The 18,737-nt window shown below is 43.5% G+C and carries 21 protein-coding genes; 4 read left to right on the top strand and 17 right to left on the bottom strand.

All coding sequences use genetic code 11. The features are described from left to right. From ciss_RS13485 to ciss_RS10220, 15 genes are all read right to left on the bottom strand, one after another. On the bottom strand, nucleotides 1–880 hold an 880-nt coding region (locus tag ciss_RS13485), incomplete at its 3' end, for a cobyrinic acid a,c-diamide synthase CobB (protein ID WP_201787794.1). Between the two features lie 87 nt (nucleotides 881–967). After that, nucleotides 968–2,050: a YeiH family protein gene (locus ciss_RS10285; protein WP_075866211.1), complete on the bottom strand. Its 1,083-nt coding sequence runs from the start codon at nucleotides 2,048–2,050 to the stop codon at nucleotides 968–970. 147 nt (nucleotides 2,051–2,197) lie between these two features. Continuing rightward, on the bottom strand, nucleotides 2,198–2,800 hold the full coding sequence (locus tag ciss_RS10280) for a hypothetical protein (protein WP_075866210.1): 603 nt from the start codon (nucleotides 2,798–2,800) through the stop codon (nucleotides 2,198–2,200). Then, entirely contained in the window at nucleotides 2,801–3,118 is a 318-nt protein-coding gene (locus ciss_RS10275) for a TusE/DsrC/DsvC family sulfur relay protein (RefSeq protein ID WP_075866209.1), read from the bottom strand. Between the two features lie 27 nt (nucleotides 3,119–3,145). After that, the gene (gene dsrK / locus ciss_RS10270; RefSeq protein WP_075866208.1) at nucleotides 3,146–4,474 is read right to left on the bottom strand and encodes a sulfate reduction electron transfer complex DsrMKJOP subunit DsrK; all 1,329 of its coding nucleotides are present in this window, start codon (nucleotides 4,472–4,474) and stop codon (nucleotides 3,146–3,148) included. 17 nt (nucleotides 4,475–4,491) lie between these two features. Then, nucleotides 4,492–5,208: a respiratory nitrate reductase subunit gamma gene (locus ciss_RS10265; RefSeq protein ID WP_075866207.1), complete on the bottom strand. Its 717-nt coding sequence runs from the start codon at nucleotides 5,206–5,208 to the stop codon at nucleotides 4,492–4,494. 15 nt (nucleotides 5,209–5,223) lie between these two features. Then, nucleotides 5,224–5,412 (bottom strand): 4Fe-4S binding protein, encoded by a 189-nt coding sequence (locus ciss_RS10260; RefSeq protein ID WP_075866206.1) that lies wholly within the window; start codon nucleotides 5,410–5,412, stop codon nucleotides 5,224–5,226. Between the two features lie 15 nt (nucleotides 5,413–5,427). Further along, nucleotides 5,428–6,723 (bottom strand): (Fe-S)-binding protein, encoded by a 1,296-nt coding sequence (locus ciss_RS10255; RefSeq protein ID WP_075866205.1) that lies wholly within the window; start codon nucleotides 6,721–6,723, stop codon nucleotides 5,428–5,430. Nucleotides 6,724–6,829: 106 nt separating this feature from the next. Continuing rightward, nucleotides 6,830–8,332 carry a uroporphyrinogen-III C-methyltransferase gene (cobA, locus tag ciss_RS10250; RefSeq protein ID WP_166504018.1) on the bottom strand — a complete coding sequence of 501 codons (1,503 nt, stop codon included), beginning with the start codon at nucleotides 8,330–8,332 and terminating at the stop codon, nucleotides 6,830–6,832. Between the two features lie 75 nt (nucleotides 8,333–8,407). Continuing rightward, nucleotides 8,408–8,593, bottom strand: coding sequence for a winged helix-turn-helix transcriptional regulator (locus ciss_RS10245; protein WP_075866203.1), 186 nt, complete (start codon nucleotides 8,591–8,593; stop codon nucleotides 8,408–8,410). Between the two features lie 13 nt (nucleotides 8,594–8,606). Continuing rightward, nucleotides 8,607–9,665 (bottom strand): dissimilatory-type sulfite reductase subunit beta, encoded by a 1,059-nt coding sequence (dsrB, locus tag ciss_RS10240; protein WP_075866202.1) that lies wholly within the window; start codon nucleotides 9,663–9,665, stop codon nucleotides 8,607–8,609. A gap of 1 nt (nucleotide 9,666) precedes the next feature. After that, a complete protein-coding gene (gene dsrA / locus ciss_RS10235) occupies nucleotides 9,667–10,857 on the bottom strand; it encodes a dissimilatory-type sulfite reductase subunit alpha (RefSeq protein ID WP_075866201.1) in 1,191 nt (396 codons plus the stop codon). 327 nt (nucleotides 10,858–11,184) lie between these two features. Further along, nucleotides 11,185–12,792, bottom strand: coding sequence for a long-chain-fatty-acid--CoA ligase (locus ciss_RS10230; RefSeq protein WP_075866200.1), 1,608 nt, complete (start codon nucleotides 12,790–12,792; stop codon nucleotides 11,185–11,187). Nucleotides 12,793–12,984: 192 nt separating this feature from the next. Next, entirely contained in the window at nucleotides 12,985–13,107 is a 123-nt protein-coding gene (locus tag ciss_RS10225) for a desulfoferrodoxin FeS4 iron-binding domain-containing protein (protein WP_075866199.1), read from the bottom strand. A gap of 24 nt (nucleotides 13,108–13,131) precedes the next feature. Continuing rightward, nucleotides 13,132–13,524, bottom strand: a complete 393-nt coding sequence (locus ciss_RS10220) for a PaaI family thioesterase (protein WP_075866198.1) — start codon at nucleotides 13,522–13,524, stop codon at nucleotides 13,132–13,134. Between the two features lie 133 nt (nucleotides 13,525–13,657). On the opposite strand from ciss_RS10220, the gene ciss_RS10215 reads away from it, so the two are divergent. The 4 genes from ciss_RS10215 (at nucleotide 13,658) to ciss_RS10200 (ending at nucleotide 17,608) form a co-directional block, all read left to right on the top strand. Beyond that, on the top strand, nucleotides 13,658–14,785 hold the full coding sequence (locus tag ciss_RS10215) for an FTR1 family iron permease (RefSeq protein ID WP_075866197.1): 1,128 nt from the start codon (nucleotides 13,658–13,660) through the stop codon (nucleotides 14,783–14,785). A 231-nt stretch (nucleotides 14,786–15,016) separates the two neighbouring features. After that, nucleotides 15,017–15,430, top strand: a complete 414-nt coding sequence (locus ciss_RS10210; RefSeq protein ID WP_011345286.1) for an Hsp20/alpha crystallin family protein — start codon at nucleotides 15,017–15,019, stop codon at nucleotides 15,428–15,430. A gap of 97 nt (nucleotides 15,431–15,527) precedes the next feature. After that, entirely contained in the window at nucleotides 15,528–16,694 is a 1,167-nt protein-coding gene (locus ciss_RS10205) for an MFS transporter (protein WP_075866196.1), read from the top strand. A 65-nt stretch (nucleotides 16,695–16,759) separates the two neighbouring features. Further along, a complete protein-coding gene (locus ciss_RS10200; RefSeq protein WP_075866195.1) occupies nucleotides 16,760–17,608 on the top strand; it encodes a DegV family protein in 849 nt (282 codons plus the stop codon). A 57-nt stretch (nucleotides 17,609–17,665) separates the two neighbouring features. Here the strand turns inward: ciss_RS10200 and ciss_RS10195 are convergent, their stop codons facing one another. Further along, nucleotides 17,666–18,103, bottom strand: coding sequence for an Hsp20/alpha crystallin family protein (locus tag ciss_RS10195; RefSeq protein WP_075866194.1), 438 nt, complete (start codon nucleotides 18,101–18,103; stop codon nucleotides 17,666–17,668). A gap of 52 nt (nucleotides 18,104–18,155) precedes the next feature. After that, on the bottom strand, nucleotides 18,156–18,737 hold a 582-nt coding region (locus ciss_RS10190), incomplete at its 5' end, for a MetQ/NlpA family ABC transporter substrate-binding protein (RefSeq protein ID WP_235837294.1).

Raw genomic sequence — 18,737 nt, 5'->3', positions numbered from 1 at the left:
CGCCTCCAATATATAACCCGCCTAAATCCTCGGGTAACTCATCATAAAAAGGATTTATAAAAACTATTTCAGCCCCTGCTTTCTCCAGCATCTCTAAATTTTCAGGATAATAAAAGCAAAACGCTTCATTTTTAAAAACCCCAATTTTAACTTCGGCTTTTCCCAATGGACTTCGCCCTACTGTTTCAATGTTTTTAGTGGCTAAACTAATAATCGGGTCCAAATCAATATGCTCCTCTACCATCCGGGATAGATAATCTAACAGTTCATTAGAAGCCTCAACTTCTCCAGAAGTAATAAGTCCAAGGTGCCGTTCAATTATTGTCCCTTTTTCTCCTGTTTTGGGCATATAACCTAAAATTCTAACCGGACAGTAACGGGCAAATACCTCTTCTAAAAGCTTAATCTGACGGCGGCTTCCTATTTTATTAAAAATTACGCCAAAAACTTTTAAATTCCGGTCAAACTCCATTAACCCTTTTACCACCGCTGCCAGGGTTCTGGTGGTTCTGGTAGCATCTACCACCAGCAAAACCGGTAAATTTAACAACTTTGCCAGCTCTGCGGTGCTATTCGTTCCCAGGGCATCAACGCCATCAAAAATCCCCATATTTCCTTCCACAACCGAAAGCATAGCAGTTTTTGCATAATACCGGTAATGCCTGACCACTTCCTCCCGGCTGTGCAAAAAGAGATCCAAATTTCGGCACTGCACCCCTGCGGCTAAAGTATGCCAGCCCGGGTCAATATAGTCCGGACCTTTTTTAAAAGGCTGAACCTTAATTCCTCTCCGTGAAAGGGCCCGTAAAATTCCCAGGGTCAAAGTGGTTTTTCCGCTTCTTCCGCTTGCCGCTGCTACAACAATACCATTTGGATTCATTTTTTCTCCCGTCCTTTATAAAGGGTAAAAGAGGGCCGCATTTTAGCAGCCCCAATTTTTTTGCTTGCTCCCATAACTTGCAATATGTTAAATACCACTATAAGGCATGTAAATGAACTTAACTAATAACAAAGCCAGTACCCCTACCACAACCGAAACAATCATCCCCACCACAAACGATTTAACTCCAAGTTTTTGAATCGAACTGTAATGAACTTTAAAACCAACGCCAGCAAAAGCCACCGCCAAAAATACTTTGATTATATCGGCATAATGAATGGCGGTGTAAAAATTCTTCCATGCCGTCTTGGTGGAAGGAAGGTAAAGAAGCAAGGAATTAATTAAACTAAATAAAACGAAAAATATAGCAAAGGAAGGAATATTTAACTTCACTTTTTCCGTTCCCGCAGCACTATTACCTTTAATCCGGTTAAAAATATAAGCACACAATAATACTACAGGCCCTATAGAAAAAATACGTACTGACTTGGCAACCATGGCCATAGCCGCAGCTTCTTCCCCGACTTGCGCCCCGGCAGGAATGACCTGAGCTGTCTCGTGAATTCCCGTGCCCGCCCACATACCATAAGCAATTTGGGATTTATGCAAAAAATCACCTAATGCAGTAGTCTGAAACAAAAATGGGTAAAGGACCATCGCTATTAATCCAAAAACTGTAACAGCTGCTACGGCAATACCAAGTTCTTCATCTTTAGCTTTTATTACTGGTCCAACGGCCGCAATTGCAGTAGCACCACATATAGAACAACCAGCTCCCATTAAAATGGATAACTCGGGACTTAGCCCCATTTTACGACCAAACCAAACTCCAAAGAAAAGGGCAAAAGCAATCACAATAAGCACTTGAATTACACCCACAATACCCAGTTGCAACCATGCCAAAGCGCTAATTGTAAAACCCAGCATGGCAATAGAAAAACGTAGCCAACTGCTTGAACACCAAAGTATACCCGCACTAAATGATTGTGGCAATTTAATAATATTTCCTAAAATAATTGAATAAAGAAAAGCATACATTAACGGACTAATTTTTCCATAAATATAAGTATTGGTCAGGTATGCCAGCGCAGCAATTACAACACAAATGATAATCCCGGGCACTGCTTCTCGCTTTGGAAGCCAAGACAAATTTTGGCTTTTCCCAGCCATAAAATCCCTTCCCCCTTTTCGTCATAAATTTTTCTTATAGTTTTATTTCCTGGAACCCTTGAATTTCGCGCCTTCAAACCCCCTCCCTTCTTGTTGTTTGTGTTTACTTTCACAATTTTGTTTTTTTATAAAGCATTAGGGAAATCCCTAATGCTTTATAACGCCCCTTTTACCAAACTCAAAGCCAAAGAAGTAACGGCTAAAGAAAAAGTAGATAAAATGGGTAATTTTGCTAAAGGGCAGGTATAAAAACATCAACCCGGTTACGAAATAAAACCAGTTTTGCACCTGGAAATTTAAAACATACCAAAAGGCTCCGGCAATAAATAAAGTCACCAGTAAAACCGAAAGATAATCATCGGGAGTATTTAGCTTCTGCATTTCCGATTTCGTCAACCGCTCAATGATACCAATAATTCCTGCCAGTAGGCCCGCTCCTGACAGTACTACTAAAGTATCCCTGACAAGACCGGAAAACTCTATATTAAAGACAGCAAGGACCAGGATAATAAAGGAAGCAAAGATTCCCAGATGAAAAACTACCCCTCGCAAATAAGGCATAACATGTTTGCGGGTACTTTCTTTGGCCCAGGGAGCCATCCCTAAAGTATAAGCGTATAAAACTCCATAGGAACTATCCCCCCGGGGAGGGGCTAAATCCCGGGGGGGATTAGCCTTTAAAAGCCCGGCCATTTTAACAACAATGCCCGCTACCGCAACAAAAAACGCCACCAGTAAAAAAGTTTTCATTTACACGCACCCCGTAGGTTTGGGAAGCCCAGCAATTTTACAAGCCCCTTTGGCAGGACCGGATGGGAAAAGTTCGTAAATCTCTTTCAAGCTAAATCCGGTATCTTTACAAAGCTTTCTGATCATCGGAGCAATTTGGTACTGAAGATAATAGTTGCGGATGTAGTTAACCACTTTCCAGTGATCCTCGGTAAGCTCCGTTACACCCTCAGTCTTCGCTAAAGCTTTAGCTATCTCCTCATTCCAAATTGTAGGATCTTCAATGAAACCATCCTCATCCACATTTAAAACCAACCCGTCAATTTCAATTTGCGGCATATTTACCTACCTCCTTAAAAAATTTTTTTATAAGATTATAGCTTTTCCAACCAAATCCATAAGCCCGGACATTTCCACCGGCAGATTATAGTACTCAAAAACCAATGGCAGTTGAGCTTTGCAGATGGAACAGGGAGCCACTACATAGTCCGCTCCGGTCTTTTTTACCTGCTCGGCTTTGACTTTACCAAGCTTCATCCGGGTTTCCATAATTTCTTCCATCAATAGCCCGGAACCGGCCCCGCAGCAGAAATTTTCTTCCCGGTTAGGAGTCATTTCAACGAAATTTTTAACTACATGGCGCAGGATAAAGCGCGGTTCTTCAATAATATCCCCTGCGCGAGCTAAATTACATGGATCATGGTAAGTGTAAACGATATCGCCATTTTTCTCCGGATCAACTTTTATAATTCCCCTGGCAATAAAGTACGCGGCTTCTTCATGGATATGACGAATTTCCACATCAACGGGACCGTTTAGCCCGTCGGTATACATCCGGGCTGCCCGCCAGCCATGACCGCATTCACCCTGAACAATTTTTTTAGCTTTTAATTTCTTTGCACAATCTAAAAGCCGGCGATTGTGCTCTTTCATCACTTTTTCATCAAAGAAAAGGCCAAAGTTTGCAGCTTCAATTATTTCACTGGGAATAGTCCACTTAATACCGGCAGCATGATACATTTTTGCCACACCAATCATCGTGTTGGTATTGACGAAAAAGTCCGCTGAGGAAGGCACATACATGATATCCGCTTCTTCATCTACCGGAATGCGGATTTTTATACCCGTCTCTTCATACATTTCTTCTTCAAGAAATTCGCAGCTATCTAACAGTGCCGGTTTGGCAATTCCCATGTTGTTGCCGGTATTAGCCATATTTTTGACAATACCGACAGTAAATCGTGGCACCATTCCAAGCTCTGCTAATATTTGCCTGACCATGATGCTTACTTCGGCCGTATCGATTCCAAAGGGGCAAACTAAGGCGCAACGGCGGCACTGGTTGCACTGGTAAAAATAAGTAAACCATTTTTCCAGAAGCTCGGCACTTACTCCAATGCCTCCGGCCACTTTTCCTAAAACCCCTGATAGTGGCATTATTTCCTGTTTATAAACACTTCGGACTAAATCGGCTCGTTTGGTCGGAATATTATAAGGATCCTCAGTTCCCAGATACGAATGGCAGGCATTTATACACGCACCGCATTTGGTGCAGCATTCCATAGCAAGTTTAAACATGCGACTTTCGGCGGCTTTTTCGCGAATTATTGCCACCGCTTTGCGCACTTTTTCCTCATCGTCCAAAATGCGATATGGCAGCGGGGCGAGGTCTTTAGCTTTCTGCGGGGCATTCATCAATTGCTTCCCCCTTTCTATAGCTTTAAAAGCTTTGCCTTGCCATCACCGGTTAAAATAATTGCTTTATTTATCAACCCGCCCGCTAAGTGCAAAAGTTTAGAAAAGGGAAGGTACATCAATAAGATTTGTCCAAAGAAATAATGAATGACAAAGGCTGTAGGAAGCTCGTAGTTAATTGGTCTTAAACTAAACAAATCCGCAAAATATTTCTTCACAGCAAAAAGTTCTACCGGCGCCAACGTCCGCATTGCATTTCCGGTGGTGACAATCGCTAAAATTAGCAGTAGATCAATATAATCCCAGGGGTCGGAAACTTGTTTAACCTGGCCGGAGAGCCGCCTTAAAAGAAGGGCTAATGCTCCAAAAAAGGCCAAGGTACCTGCCAGCATCCCAAAAGCAAAGGACAGCTTTTCGCTCTGTTCCGGAGTTGCTCCGAACAGGGTAAACTGGTGCCCGGCAAAGGCTATTCCTGCTATATGCCCGATAAATATCAGAAAAATTCCGAGATGAAATCCATAAGACATCACCCAGAGCGGGCGCTCAAAGCGATAAAGGGTTTTAAAGAAAAGGATTTCTTTCAGAATTTCACCACCGGGGGTATCGGGAGCCGGAAAAAGGTTTAATTGATACTTTACTTTTGAGGCATACCAGCCTCTTATCCGGTAGATAAGCCCAAACACCAGTATTAAAAATGTTAGGTAAGGAAGTACGCCAACAACAAAATGCTTCAAGGGTTCTTCCCCCTATTATAGTTCTTGAATGGTAACGGCCCCGGTTGGGCAGGAAGTAGTACAAGTTTCACAACCCATACACTCCGAGGGATCCGAAACAAGTTCAACTTTTTCACCTTTTACTTCAAACAACCTCGCCGGACAGGCTTCGGCACAGGAACCACAGCCGGTGCATTTATCCAGATCCAAATTAACCATATACATAGCTTTCACACCCCTTTAGTTATTTTTTTCTTCCCCGGGCAATACCAGGGCATTAGCAACGATTTCCGATAAAGCAGTGATATTTACGGGCATTTTATAATGCTTTTTAAGGTCCTGGAGCTGAACCATACAGTTGTGACATGGTGCCACCACTTCTTTAGCTTCGGTGGCCATTATTTGGTCTACCTTTGGTTTACCCGCCGCAATCCTGGACTTGGCATAGTCGGTCATGGCCAGCATCCCACCGCCACCACCGCAACAAAGGTTTTCAACCCCCGAAGGGCTCATTTCTCTAAAATCACTTACAGCTCTCGCCAGGATTTCCCTTGGCTCTTTATAAATGCCACCGTTTCGTGCTAAATTACACGGGTCATGGTAGGTCACCGGCTTGGTATTGCGTGAGGGATCAAGTTTTATGCGACCGGACGTAACGTACTCATGGATTAATTCCACCACATGCCTTACTTCAAAGGGGAATTTTTCGCCCAGCCAGTTTTCGGCTTCCCAGCGCATTGCCCGAAACCCGTGCCCACATTCGGTCATCGCCAGAACTTTTACCCCGAGCTCTACAGTGGCATCCCTTAACCTTTGGGCATGAAGTCTTGCCAAGTCATCTTCCCCGGAAAATAATGCTAAATTGGTTGCATCAAACATTTTGCTGGAAACGGTCCAATCTTCGCCGGCAGCATAGAAGATTTTTGCCAGAGCAATAAAGGAAAGGGGGTAAACCTTTACTTCCAGGGGTATCGTCATGTACAACACCCGGGCACCTTTTTTATCCACCGGGATTTTGGCTTTGGAGTCTCCAACTTCGTCTTGAAGTTGCTCTTCCAGCCACTCTATCGTTTCTAAAAACTCCTCCCGGGTAACCCCCATGTTATTCCCCGATTCAATGGTTAAATCCACTCCAGCCTTTAAACTGGCAGGAACCATGTTAATTGCTGCCAGCATGGCCCGGGCGGTTCTAACAATTAATCCTGTATCAATACCCATCGGGCAGTTTATGGTACACCGCCGGCACATTGTACAGCTACCAAAAGCAATATCCTTTAACTCCCGGGCGTACTCCTCATCAAAATCCCGAGCCCCTACCAGGCCGGGAAACAGTTTTCCCGTCGGTGTAAAATACCGCCGGTAGATTTTTCTAAGTTTTTCCGCTTTATAAGCCGGCGTATGAACGGGATCCTGGGAAGCCCTATAGTAGTGACAACTATCCTTGCAGATGCCACAGTGAGCACACACTTCCAGGCTGGCAATTAATTTTTTATTTAACCTGCCTTTTAGAAAATCCACTGCTTTTTGGGTACTCATCGCTTTACCCCTTTTATCTTGAGGATTTTTTTCATTTTTTCAATTTAACCGTAACACTTATCGACTTCTCTGTAAAATTCGCGTTTTTTATTTTGCTATTTGCAATTTAAATTGCTGCCTCCAATATCTTTTCTAAAATGCCCTCACCGCCCGGCCGATTAGCTTCAAGAATCTCAAAGTTCCCGTATTTTTTAATCTCCGCCGTCGTGTTAGGACCCATCGAAACCATTTTTATATCCGTTAATCTCTCTCGCTTTTCGTCCGTTAAGCTTTCAAAAAAATTGTTCACTGCTGCCGGGCTTACAAAGGTAATAAAATCAATTTTTCGACCATCAATTAACTCCAAAAGATGGTCTGCCTCAACCTTTGCCCTGACAGCCTTGTACACCGGTAGATACTTTACCGGTAAACGCTCCTCACGAAGTTTTGATTCTAAAATTGAGGCCTTTTCGCTTTTGGGAAAGAGAATTTTTTCTCCATCTTGAAGGCACTCGGCAATGAATTTTACCACTTCATGGGGCAAAAACCGGTCAGTTTTATAGGCTATTTTTATCCCCCATGTTTCCAAAACCTTTTTGGTTTTATCGCCAATAGCAATTACATCCGGCAAAGTATTTATCGATATCTCCAGACATTTTAAACGGTTCAAAAAAAACTCCACACCGTTTGGACTTGTAAATAAGATATACTTGTATTCATTAAGCCTCTGGAGTTCCCGGTCTACTTCCCGGTAGCTCTCAAATTTTAAATATTCCACTTGGGGCAAATGCCAAACTTCTGCTCCAAGTTCTTTTAACCGGCAAGCCAAAAGTCTACCGGAATTACTACTTTGAGTCAAAAGTATGCGTTTGCCCATCAGCCTTTTTGTTTCAAACCAGTTAAGCTGCTCCCGGAACCTAACCGTCTCCCCCACCACAATAATTACCGGATGCTTTAAGTCGGCTTTTCTTACCTTTTCCTCAATATCCTGAAGACACCCGGTTACTGTCCTTTGTTCCGCTCGGGTCCCAAGCCTGATTACGGCAACGGGGGTTTGGGGTGAGCGGCCATACTTCAGCAAATTGGCCACAATTTGCGGCAGATTTTTCCTTCCCATTAAAAAGACCAATGTATCCGCCGCTAAAGCTACTTTTTCCCAGTTAATTTGACTTTCTTTTTTGGTCGGGTCCTCGTTACCGGTTATTACGCAGAAAGAAGCCGCTACTTCCCGGTGGGTTACCGGAATCCCTGCATACGCCGGAACGGCAATAGCCGATGTTATCCCCGGCACAACTTCAAAAGGAATCCCGTGCCGGGTAAGCTCTAATGCTTCTTCCCCACCCCGACCGAAAACAAAGGGATCACCGCCTTTTAAGCGGACCACCGTTTTCCCAGCTAAAGCTTTTTCCACCAAAAGCTTGTTAATCTCTTCCTGCAAATATTCATGGCGGTCGGGAGCTTTTCCGGCATAGATAAGTTCTGCATCTTTTCGGGCATAGGTTAAAAGAACCGGATTAACCAAGCGGTCATAAACTATCACATCCGCTTTTTTGACTAAATTTAACCCTTTAACGGTAATCAAATCCGGATCTCCCGGGCCAGCACCCACGAGGTACACAAAACCAGGCATAGACTTCATCCTTTGTTTAATCTTAGGGCCGCCCCGGACGGGCGGCCCGGGGCAGGGGAGAAAAGGGGAGTAATGTTAAGTTTTTAGCTTGATATAAGAAGTCCCAAGATAAAGGAACTCAATTTTATCTTCCTTGGCTAATTCGGTAACTGCTTTATCTACTTCTCCTTTGGAAACTCCTAATGCTTGAGCCACTTCTTTGTTTTTGGCCTTATCGACCGTTTTTAAGTAATCAAGGATTTTTTGTTTTAACTCTTCCACCCTACCGACCCCCTTACCAGTTAAACTGAGTGGTGGTTCTAAAGGTGGTCGGCGCAAAGATAAAGTCATCAATGTGTTTTTCCGTGAAGGGAAGACCGGTTAACTTAAAGAACCGCTCCCAGCCAATCCGCTCAATCCATTCGCCGTATCTTTCTCCTGGCAGAGCATTTTCAGCATATACTTCTAAAAGGTGCTTTACTGCTTCCACCGTCTCCGTCCACCGGGGTGGATTGTTGGGAAGATACGGTATTGCCAGCCGCGAAAACTTCGGAGCCGTCCGGGCATTGGAAACTTTTCCGCCCACGAAAATAGCTACTCCGTCGTTTTCCGGGTCGGCAATTGGCATGGCCGGACAAACGGTATAGCAGTTGCCACAATACATACACTTATCCGGATTTACATCCACCGATTTTAGCTTGGGATTCGGCTTAATAGCACCGGTGGGGCAGCTCTGTATTACCGACGGAATCTCGCAAACCTTATGAAGCCTTTCGTGATCAATTCTCGGCGGCTTGCGGTGAATACCAACTATAGCAATATCCGAGCAGTGCACGGCCCCGCACATATTAAGACAGCAGGCCACAGCAATCCGGACCATGTTAGGGAGCTTGTTTTCCACAAAGTAATCGTAAAGCCCATCCATTAAGCTTTTTACCAGTCCGGAAGCGTCGGTAGCCGCCGAATGGCAGTGCACCCAGCCCTGTGTATGCACAATATTGGATACCGAATGGCCGGTACCTCCCACCGGTAAACCTCTTCGGGCAAGCTCCTCTAAAAGGGGCTCAACCATTTCCTTATCATCCAGTAAAAACTCAATGTTATGGCGACTGGTAAACCTTAAATGCCCTTTGCTGTATTTGTCGGCAATTTCGCAAATTTCCCGGATAAAATCAATGCTGGCAAGTCTTGGTGATCCAACCCGAACCGTATACAGCTCGGCTCCGGTTTCCGATACATGCTTTAAAACCCCGGGACGAATTTGTTCGTGATACAGCCACTTGCCGTAATTTTCTTTGATAATATCAGGAATAAGCGTACTGTAATGGGGAGGTCCAAAATCGGTTCTGGACATTTTACTTCACCTCCTCTGGGTACCAGAAGTAGTAGGGGTTAGCACGAGGAGCTGTGACCATTTGCGGCACCGGTTTAATTCCGGTATCCCGTAAAAACTTCGGCATACCCAGACGGTAAATGGTTTCGCCAATCCGCTCCCGGGTCTTGCCGTTTTCATCCCACCAATCGGTAATGGTCCGAATAAAATCCTTAAGTTCGGTATAAGGCGGTTTTAATTCCATAAACGGTATGATAACCCAGGACATAAAGGCCGACTTAACAATCGGAGCCTTGGCACCTATTAATAAAGTCGCTCCACCTTCTTTACCAACCCTCAATGCCTTGGGCATTTCGTTAATACAATGCATGCAGCGGGTGCAGGACTCATTATCGATAACAATTTCCCGGGTTTCAGCATTGTATTTCACCGCTTTTTTCGGACATTTATCCACTACCAGTCCCTGGATGTCAAAACCCGCCTCGGCATAGGCTTTTACTTCCTCCTGGTTTACCCGGATTGCATCCCTCCAGGTACCGATAACCGAAAGGTCAGCCCGGGCAATTGAAGCAACGCAATCGTTGGGGCATCCTGCAATCTTGATCTTAAACTTATAGGGCCACATCGGCCGGTGAAGTTCATTTTGAAACTCCATGGTAATCTCATGGCAAACATCCAGGGTATCAATGCAAGCAAACTCGCAACGGGCAGGACCAACGCAACAACTCGGTGTTCTTAGGTCCGAACCGGATCCTCCCAGGTCAAAACCTGCCTCCGCTAATTCATCAAAGCAAGGCTGCAGTTTATCGGTGTCGGTACCCAGGAGAATTGCGTCCCCGGTAGAACCATGGAAGTTAGTTAAACCGCTTCCATACTTTTCCCAGATGTCGCAAAGTTTCCGCAAGGCTTCGGTAGTGTAAAACCAACCTGCCGGCTGGTTTACCCGAATAGTGTGAAATTCCGCTGCCTCGGGAAACTGCTCCGGAACATCGGAGTAACGGCCAATTACTCCGCCACCGTAACCTTTTACCCCCACAATTCCGCCGTGTTTCCAGTGAACTTTCTTTTCCCGATAAGAAAGCTCAAGCTGTCCTAACAGCGCTTCGGCTTTTTTGTTTTTGGCCGCAGCTTTTTTAATTTCCTTGACAAAGCTGGGCCAACGCCCCTCCTCTAACTGGTCCAAAAGAGGAGTCTTCTTTTCCTCGTTGGCCATTAATTCGGCACCTCCTGCTTGTGAATATATTCTCATTTACTCTCTATCAAAATCATAATTTTTTTAACATTTTTGGTCAATTAGGTTTATTATTTGATAAACTTATGGCGTTATTTTAATTTATTAATTTTTACACTATTTTTCTCATTAAATCCCTTTCCACATTTCAAAATCATTCCTAAACATCCCGGTTTTTCCCGCTTTTGTTTGTGACATTGGTAACTATCTATAAAAAAAATAAATACCACTATTTGTGATATTTATAATTTTGGGGACAGTCCCTAAAATTATACTTAAAGTATAGTAAAAGGGACTGTCCCCGCTTTATTACTTCCGTAATTCTTCTTCTCTTAATTGCCGCCGCAAAATCTTACCTACAGCAGTCTTGGGAAGTTCCTCTCTAAATTCAACTTTCTTCGGTACCTTATAAGCAGCAAGTCTCTCCTTACAAAAAGCTATTATTTCTTCAGCGGTAGCAGTCTCTCCTTCTTTTAAGACCACAAAAGCTTTTACCGTTTCTCCCCGGTATTCATCGGGAACCCCAACTACCACCGCTTCCTTAATTTTGGGATGCTCAAACAACACTTCTTCAACTTCCCGCGGATAAATGTTATAACCGCTGGCAATAATCATATCTTTTTTCCGGTCAACAATATAAAAATATCCATCCTCATCCATTCGGGCAATATCACCGGTATAAAGCCAGCCGTCTTTTAACACCCGGGCGGTCTCCTCAGGCATATTCCAGTAACCTTTCATTACCTGCGGGCCTTTAACTGCCAGCTCTCCAATTTCACCAATCGGAAGTTCCCGTTCGTAATTTTCAGGGTCCACAATTTTGGCTTCGGTATCCGGGAAAGGAAGCCCAATAGACCCTACTTTTCTCTTACCCCCTAAAGGATTACAGTGGGTAACCGGCGATGCCTCGGATAAACCGTAGCCTTCAACCAAATGGCCGCCGGTAAGCTCCTCAAACTTTAAAGCCACCTCCACCGGAAGGGGAGCTGAACCGGATATGCACTCTTTAATGCTGTCTATCCCGTAGCTTCCAGCGTTGGGATAATTATTGATAGCAATATACATGGTAGGTACTCCGGGAAAGACTGTTGGCCGGTATGTTTTAATGGTATTCATTACTTCATTTATTTCAAAGCGTGGTAAAAGTATTAGCGTTCCCGCATTAATCAGGGAAAAGTTCATGGCCACACTCATACCGTAAGAGTGGAAAAAAGGTAATACTCCCAAAACTACTTCCTTGCCAAATTCACAGGAAGTCATCCAGGCCGTAACCTGCATGGGATTCGCCAGGATATTACGGTGGGTTAAAGTTGCCCCTTTAGCAATGCCAGTGGTACCACCGGTATACTGTAATACCGCCGGGTCATTAAGATAGTCAATAGGCGGATACTCCACAGGATAACCTGCCGCCGATTTTACATAAGCTTCAAAATCTACCGCATCATCAGGAACATCATAAGGGCTAAAATCAAATAATATAATTTTCTCTAAATTTGTCTGGTTTTGTACCGCCTTTATCCGGGGGTAGAGGTTACGCATTGCCACAATAACCTTAGCCCCGGAATCGTTTAAAATGTGCAAAAGCTCCCTTTCCACGTACATGGGATTTACCTGCACTAAAATAGCTCCAATTTTTTGGACCGCAAGATAAGTAATCACATACTGCGGGGTGTTGGGAGACATTAAAGCTACACGGTCGTCTTTTTTCACTCCATCCCGGGCCAGAGCTGCTGCCAGGAGGTCTGTGTAAAGTTTTAACTCCCCGTAAGTTATTTCTTTCTGGTAAAAAATTAGCGCTTTGTGATTCGGCATTTTCGCTGCTATTTCATCTACAATTTGGGCTATCGTCTTATCGGGGTAATTTAAAGAATGCGGCACTCCTTCCTCATAAGACTTAAGCCAGATAGGATCTCCCATCCCTTTTCTCCTCCTTTTACTTTTCTCTCTTTTTTTAAAATTTTGAATTTTTGTATTGTTCGATAAATATTATAACCCATCCTCCTCCAATATTTAACCCATTAACTGAATGAATGCTCATTTTTTTATCGACATGAATCGACTTCTAAATTATTAAAAAATAAAAAACCGGGAAATCTCCCGGTAAGAAAACTACTTTTTCTCCTGTAAAACCATCGGCTTGCCGCAGCATACAAGCTGCCCTTTGCCACTTTCCAAAACTTCCACTTTATTCCCGCAAATCTCGCATAAATAAATCTGGCCCACCTGAGTCATCCAATTCACCCCAATCTTTTTAACTTACCACACCAGGTATGTAGCTATGCCAATAGCTAAAAGTTCTTGTTGATCATTATACACCTCTACTTCGCCAACTACAACCCTGTTCCCAGTACTTACTCTCCGGGCACGAGCTACAATATCGCCGCCAAGGCCGGGTTTTAAATAATTTACTTTGAGTTCAATGGTAGCCATTTTTTGTCCCTCGGTCATTTGCGCCACCACCATTGCGCCTACAGCCGCATCAATAATTGAAGCAAATACTCCTCCGTGCACCACCCCAAAAGTTTGGAAGTGATGCGGTTTTAAACTAATCTTTAGTTCCGCTTCCTGGGGCGTTACCTTCACCGGTTCCATCCCCATAAAACTCCAAAAAGTGTCGTCCCGCAAAAGTTTTAACAAATCCCCCTGCATTTTCCCCCTCTTTTCTTTAATTTTTTTGCTAACCTAAAATTCGCCGCTGAATTTTATTCACCTTCTTGACTATTCCGATTTTTTTACTTATAATTAAATTGAAAATGATTTTCAATTTCAAGGAGGCTGTGGTATGCTAAAAAAACTTTCATTAGTTATCGCCCTACTTGTGGTACTTACTTTCGCTTTTACCGTTACCTCTTTTGCCGGAACCCCTATCGGAGAGTACAAAAATCTCTTGGAAAGCCTTTATCAAGAAGCCAAAGAAGGTGAATGGGGGGAAGCTCAGGAACTCGCTTATCGACTCCAGGCTTTTTTTGAAAAAGCGGAAAAGGAAATTAAAGAATTAAACCCAAAACTTTATGAAGAATCGGAAGAATATTTGCCAAAAGTTTTAAAGTACACGTCTGAAAAAGACATGGAAGAGCTTTCCGAGTATTATGAGAAATTAATCGGAGCTTTTCCCTCCAGTGAAAAGAAAGAAGGCTTTGCCGGTCTTTTTGATAGCGCTTTAATAATTCTCCGGGAAGGATTTGAAGCATTCCTAATCATAGGCGCGCTCTGGGCGTTTTTGCAAAAAGCCGGACAGGAAGAACTTAAAGGAAGTCTTGTTCTTGGTGCAGTCACAGGAATCGCCGGTAGCGTTGTCGTAGCTTTTTTCCTTCTATCCGCTGCCGGTAAAACTCTACCTCCAGCAGCCTTAGAAGGTTTATCCTCAATTATCGCAGCAGCTCTTCTTTTTTATGTAAGTTTCTGGCTTCTTTCCAAAGCAAGTACCCACCGGTGGGAAGAGTTTATTAAAAATACTGCAAACCAGGCTTTAATCAGGAAAAGCTACTGGTCCTTTTTTGGCGTCTCGTTTTTGGCCGTATTTCGGGAAGGTTTTGAAACTGTACTATTTTACACCGCTCTCTTCCACCAGGTAAGCCCCTCGGGCTTCTGGAGCGGGCTTATTTCCGGTACCCTTGGTCTTACCGTGTTAGTTTTTGCCATCGTTAAGTTCGGGGTAAAGATACCGCTTCGCCCCTTTTTCCTGTCTACCGGAATCCTCCTCTATTATCTAACCATTAAATTTGCCGGTTATGGTGTTCATGAGCTGGCAGAGATAGGCTGGATTTCGGAAACGAAGATAGGTAATTTTGGCATAAGTTTTATAAGCTTTTTCCCCACCTTGGAAAATTTGATTGTTCAGGGGATTCTGTTAGCAATAGGTATTTATGGAATTGGTAAAATCTTAACCAATCCCTCACAAGCCACTTAAAATATCCCGTATAGGCGGCCGATGCCGCCTTTTTCTTTTGCAAAAGTGAAATTTAAAGAAATTTTTAGCAATAATTCATTTTTTAGTTTTAACCATTATTATTGGTGCTTTTTGCTCTTTTTTGACTATTTTTGACTTTTGCACATTAGTCAGAAATGGTCAATAATTATAAGCAGAAAGGTCAAAGAAAGTTAAAATAAAATATAAAAAAGATAACTGGAGGTGGTTGGTATGCTCATGAGATTTGATCCCTTCAAAGAAATCTTTGATTTAAACCGCTGGTTCGCCGAAGCCTTTACCCCTATTAACCGAAGCCTTTCTCTGCCAAGAGTTGACATCTTGGATAACGGAGATGAGCTTTTAGTTAAAGCAGAGCTTCCAGGGATCGAAGATAAGAACCAGATCGAACTCTACGTGCAAAACGATTACTTAATCATCAAAGGTCAGGTTCAGGATGAAACCGAAGCTAAAACCGACCGGTACTACCGCAAAGAAAGATTTACCGGTAGTTTTGAGCGGGTAGTCTACTTGCCGGTAGAAGTGGAACCTGCCAAAGCTACTGCTGAATATAAAAACGGCATCCTAAACATCAAGCTTAAAAAAGCCCAGGGTAACCCCCAGGGATTTAAAGTGGATATCAACTAATCCCCCCCTCCCTACTTCCCCGAAGTTTTGCCGCTTCGGGGTTTTTTCTTTTTAAAAAATATGTTTTAATAGTAATGTTGGACGGGAGGGAGAATATTTGAATAATAACAAAATTCGTTATGCGATTGCTTTCGGCCATTTCTGGATAGATTTTTACGCCAATGTGTTAGCTTCTACCATGTACCTTTTAGCCCGGGATTTACACTTAAGCCTTACCCGCCAGGGAATTTTAGTGGCGGTTGTTTCATTTGCCGGTTCGGTTATGCAACCGTACCTGGGTTATCTGGTGGATAAAAGAGGAAAAAGCGCTTATCTTTTATTAAGCCTTTTGGTAATGGGATTACTTACTACCGCCACCGGCCTTTTCCAAAGTTTTTATGCTGTTTTAATTCTTTTTACTTTGGGCGCCTTAGGCTCAGCCCTTTACCACCCTTTAGGTTCCGTGCTTACAACCAGCATCAGCGAAAAGAAAAACACCGCTGTGTCCTTTTACGTCACCTGGGGCAATATCGGCTACTCCATAGCCCCGGTAATTCTGGTACCGGTAGTAGAAGCTTTAGGCCGAAAAGGGCTTTTACTTTTCTCTCTGCCCATGTTTTTAGCGCTAATATTTCTCTATTTAACTAAAAGCCATAAGTTGCCTTTACCTCACGAAGAGCGTAAAGAAACACTCCCCTCCTTTCGGGCCACGATTAAAAGCGCCTTTACCGGACTTTTGCTTTTAAACTTAATCGTCTGGGGCCGTGCCTGGATTCAAGTAGCCCTTGGTAACTATTCCATTCAGTATTTCCTGCACCAGGGGCTTTCGGCCAACCAGAGCAGCATCCTTCTTTCGGCCTATCTTTTGGCCGGAACAGCAGGAGTGGTAGCCGGTGGCTTTGTAAGTGAAAAGCACGGGGAGAAATTTACCCTGCTTGCTACTTTCCTTTTGTCCGGAGCTACGTTAATAATGATGTTTTTCACTCCACCACCTTTTTCTTATCTTGGCATGCTTTTAACCGGCTTTCTTTTAAACATGTCGTTCCCGGCCACCATCGTTATGGGTCAGAATTTAATCCCGGAAAACGCCGGAATGGTTTCCGGGATGATGATGGGGCTGGCTTTTGGTCTTGGCGGTATGGGTGCTATGCTTACCGGTACGGTTGCTGATTATACCAGTCTTGCTTTTTCTTTAAAACTGTTGGTGGTGCTTCCCTTTATTATCTCCGCTTTAACGGTGGTTTATTTTCAAAAAATTTCCCTATCTAACGCCAAAATAAAATAATTTTTGACATATTTCGATATTTTTTGTATATTTAAGATAAATTTATTTGTTGGAGGTTTGGCGATTTGCGCAAGTTTAAAATTTTCACCGACAGTACCCTGGATTTACCCGAAGAAATTTTAAAAGAAGAGGGAATTGAAATTATTCCTCTTTCCGTTCATTTCCCCGACGGCAAGAGCTATCTTGACCGTTTGGAAATTTCCGCAAAAGAGTTTTTAGCCAGGATGAAGGAGTACGTCGAATTACCTAAAACCAGTCAACCATCCCCCCATCACTTTTTAGAAGCTTTTAAAAACGCCGTCCATAATTTAGAAAATGCCGGCGAAGTGGTGTTTTTAGGGCTATCCTCACGGCTTTCCGGCACCTTTCAAACTGCTAAAATGGCTGCCGAAATGGTCAGCAAAAAAATCACCGTTATTGATTCAAAAACCGGTTCCTTGGGACTTGGGATTTTAGCCTTAAAGATTGCGGAATGGTTAAAAGAAGGCATCAACCGGGAAGAACTCTTACACCGGGTAGAAAAATTTAAAGAAGAGCATCGGCTCTTTTTTACCGTGGAAACCATGGAAAATCTGGTTAAAGGCGGGCGGATTTCCCGGATGAAAGAAAGGGTTGCTAATTTTTTAAATATAAAACCAATCTTTCACCGGACGCCTGAAGGCGAAATAGCTCATTTAGAAAATGTCCGGGGGCGAAAAAAAGCCATCCAAAGGCTAATTGAGCTTGCCGAACAACACGGTAAAGATTTTGAACAAAAAATTGTCGGTATAACTCACGCCGGTGCTTTGGAAGAGGCGCTTTTCTTAAAAGAAAAACTCCTGGAGCGATTAAAGCCGAAAAAAATTATCCTTTCCGAATTAAGTCCGGTTCTGGCCACCCACAGCGGGGAAGGGACTTTACTGGTGACTTATTAAAAACAAGGGGACGGTTCAGAGCAGCAAAATGGATGCTTTGAGAACCGTCCCTTCCGTTTACTGTATTTCTATGCGGCGGGCCCGGGGATTATTTTTGCCGGATTTTTTCATCCGCACCTCTAAAATGCCGTTTTGGTAAGAAGCCCGGGCATGATCCGGTTCAACTTCCGCCGGTAGAGCGATAGTTCTTGAAAATTTGCCGTAATAACGTTCGCTTCGGTAAAACCGCTCTTGCTTTCTCTCCCGTTCATTCCGGATCTCGCCTCTTAAAGTAAGGCTTTCGGGCTCCACGATTACTTCAAGATCTTCTTTGGCATTAAGTCCCGGTATTTCCGCCCGAACTACCACATCATTACCCTCTTCAAAAATTTCCACCCGCGGGCTAAAGAGTCTTGCAGGGTTAAAGGGTTCCAAAAAATCGCCCCGTTCAAAAAACCTTTCCATCTGGTTTTTAAAATTTAACATTTCCCGCCAGGGATCAAAAGGTATTAGCATTTTCTCACCTCCATTTAATTAGCATGGAGGCTTTTTTATTTTTTATACGAAATTAATTTAAAGGCACCACCGCACCATTGTATTTTTCATTGATAAACTTCTTAATTTCTTCGGACTTTAATGCTTCCGACAGTTTTTTAATCTCCTCGCGATTTTCATCACCTTTTCTAACCGCTAAGACGTTACCAAAAGTATCGGCCGCCTCCGAATTGGCATCTTCGGCAATTAACGCATCTTTAGGAGTAAGCTTGGCTTCCTGGGCATAGTTACCGTTTATTACCGCTCCATCAAGGTCATCCAAAGACCGCGGCAGCTGGGCTGCTTCTAATTCTACCACTTCCACTTTCTTGGAAGTTATATCCTTTACCGTCGCTTTGATCCCCAGGCCCGGTTTTAGGGTAATTAGCCCTGCTTTTTCTAAGAGAGCCAAAGCCCGCCCACCGTTGGTAGGATCGTTCGGAATACCAATTTTGGCTCCCGGTTTAAACTCGTCAATACTCTTTACCTTTTTGGAATAAAGCCCCATCGGCTCAAAGTGAACTTTCACGGTCCAGGTAAGGTTAAGTCCCCGGTCTTTGTTAAACTGCTCCAAATACGGGACATGCTGAAAATAGTTGGCATCCAGCTCTTTTTC

It is taken from the genome of Carboxydothermus islandicus (assembly GCF_001950325.1).
GTDB classification, from domain to species: Bacteria; Bacillota; Z-2901; order Carboxydothermales; family Carboxydothermaceae; genus Carboxydothermus; species Carboxydothermus islandicus.
The sequence above is the reverse complement of the archived record's forward strand: the minus strand, read 5'-3'. Positions and strand labels throughout refer to the sequence as shown.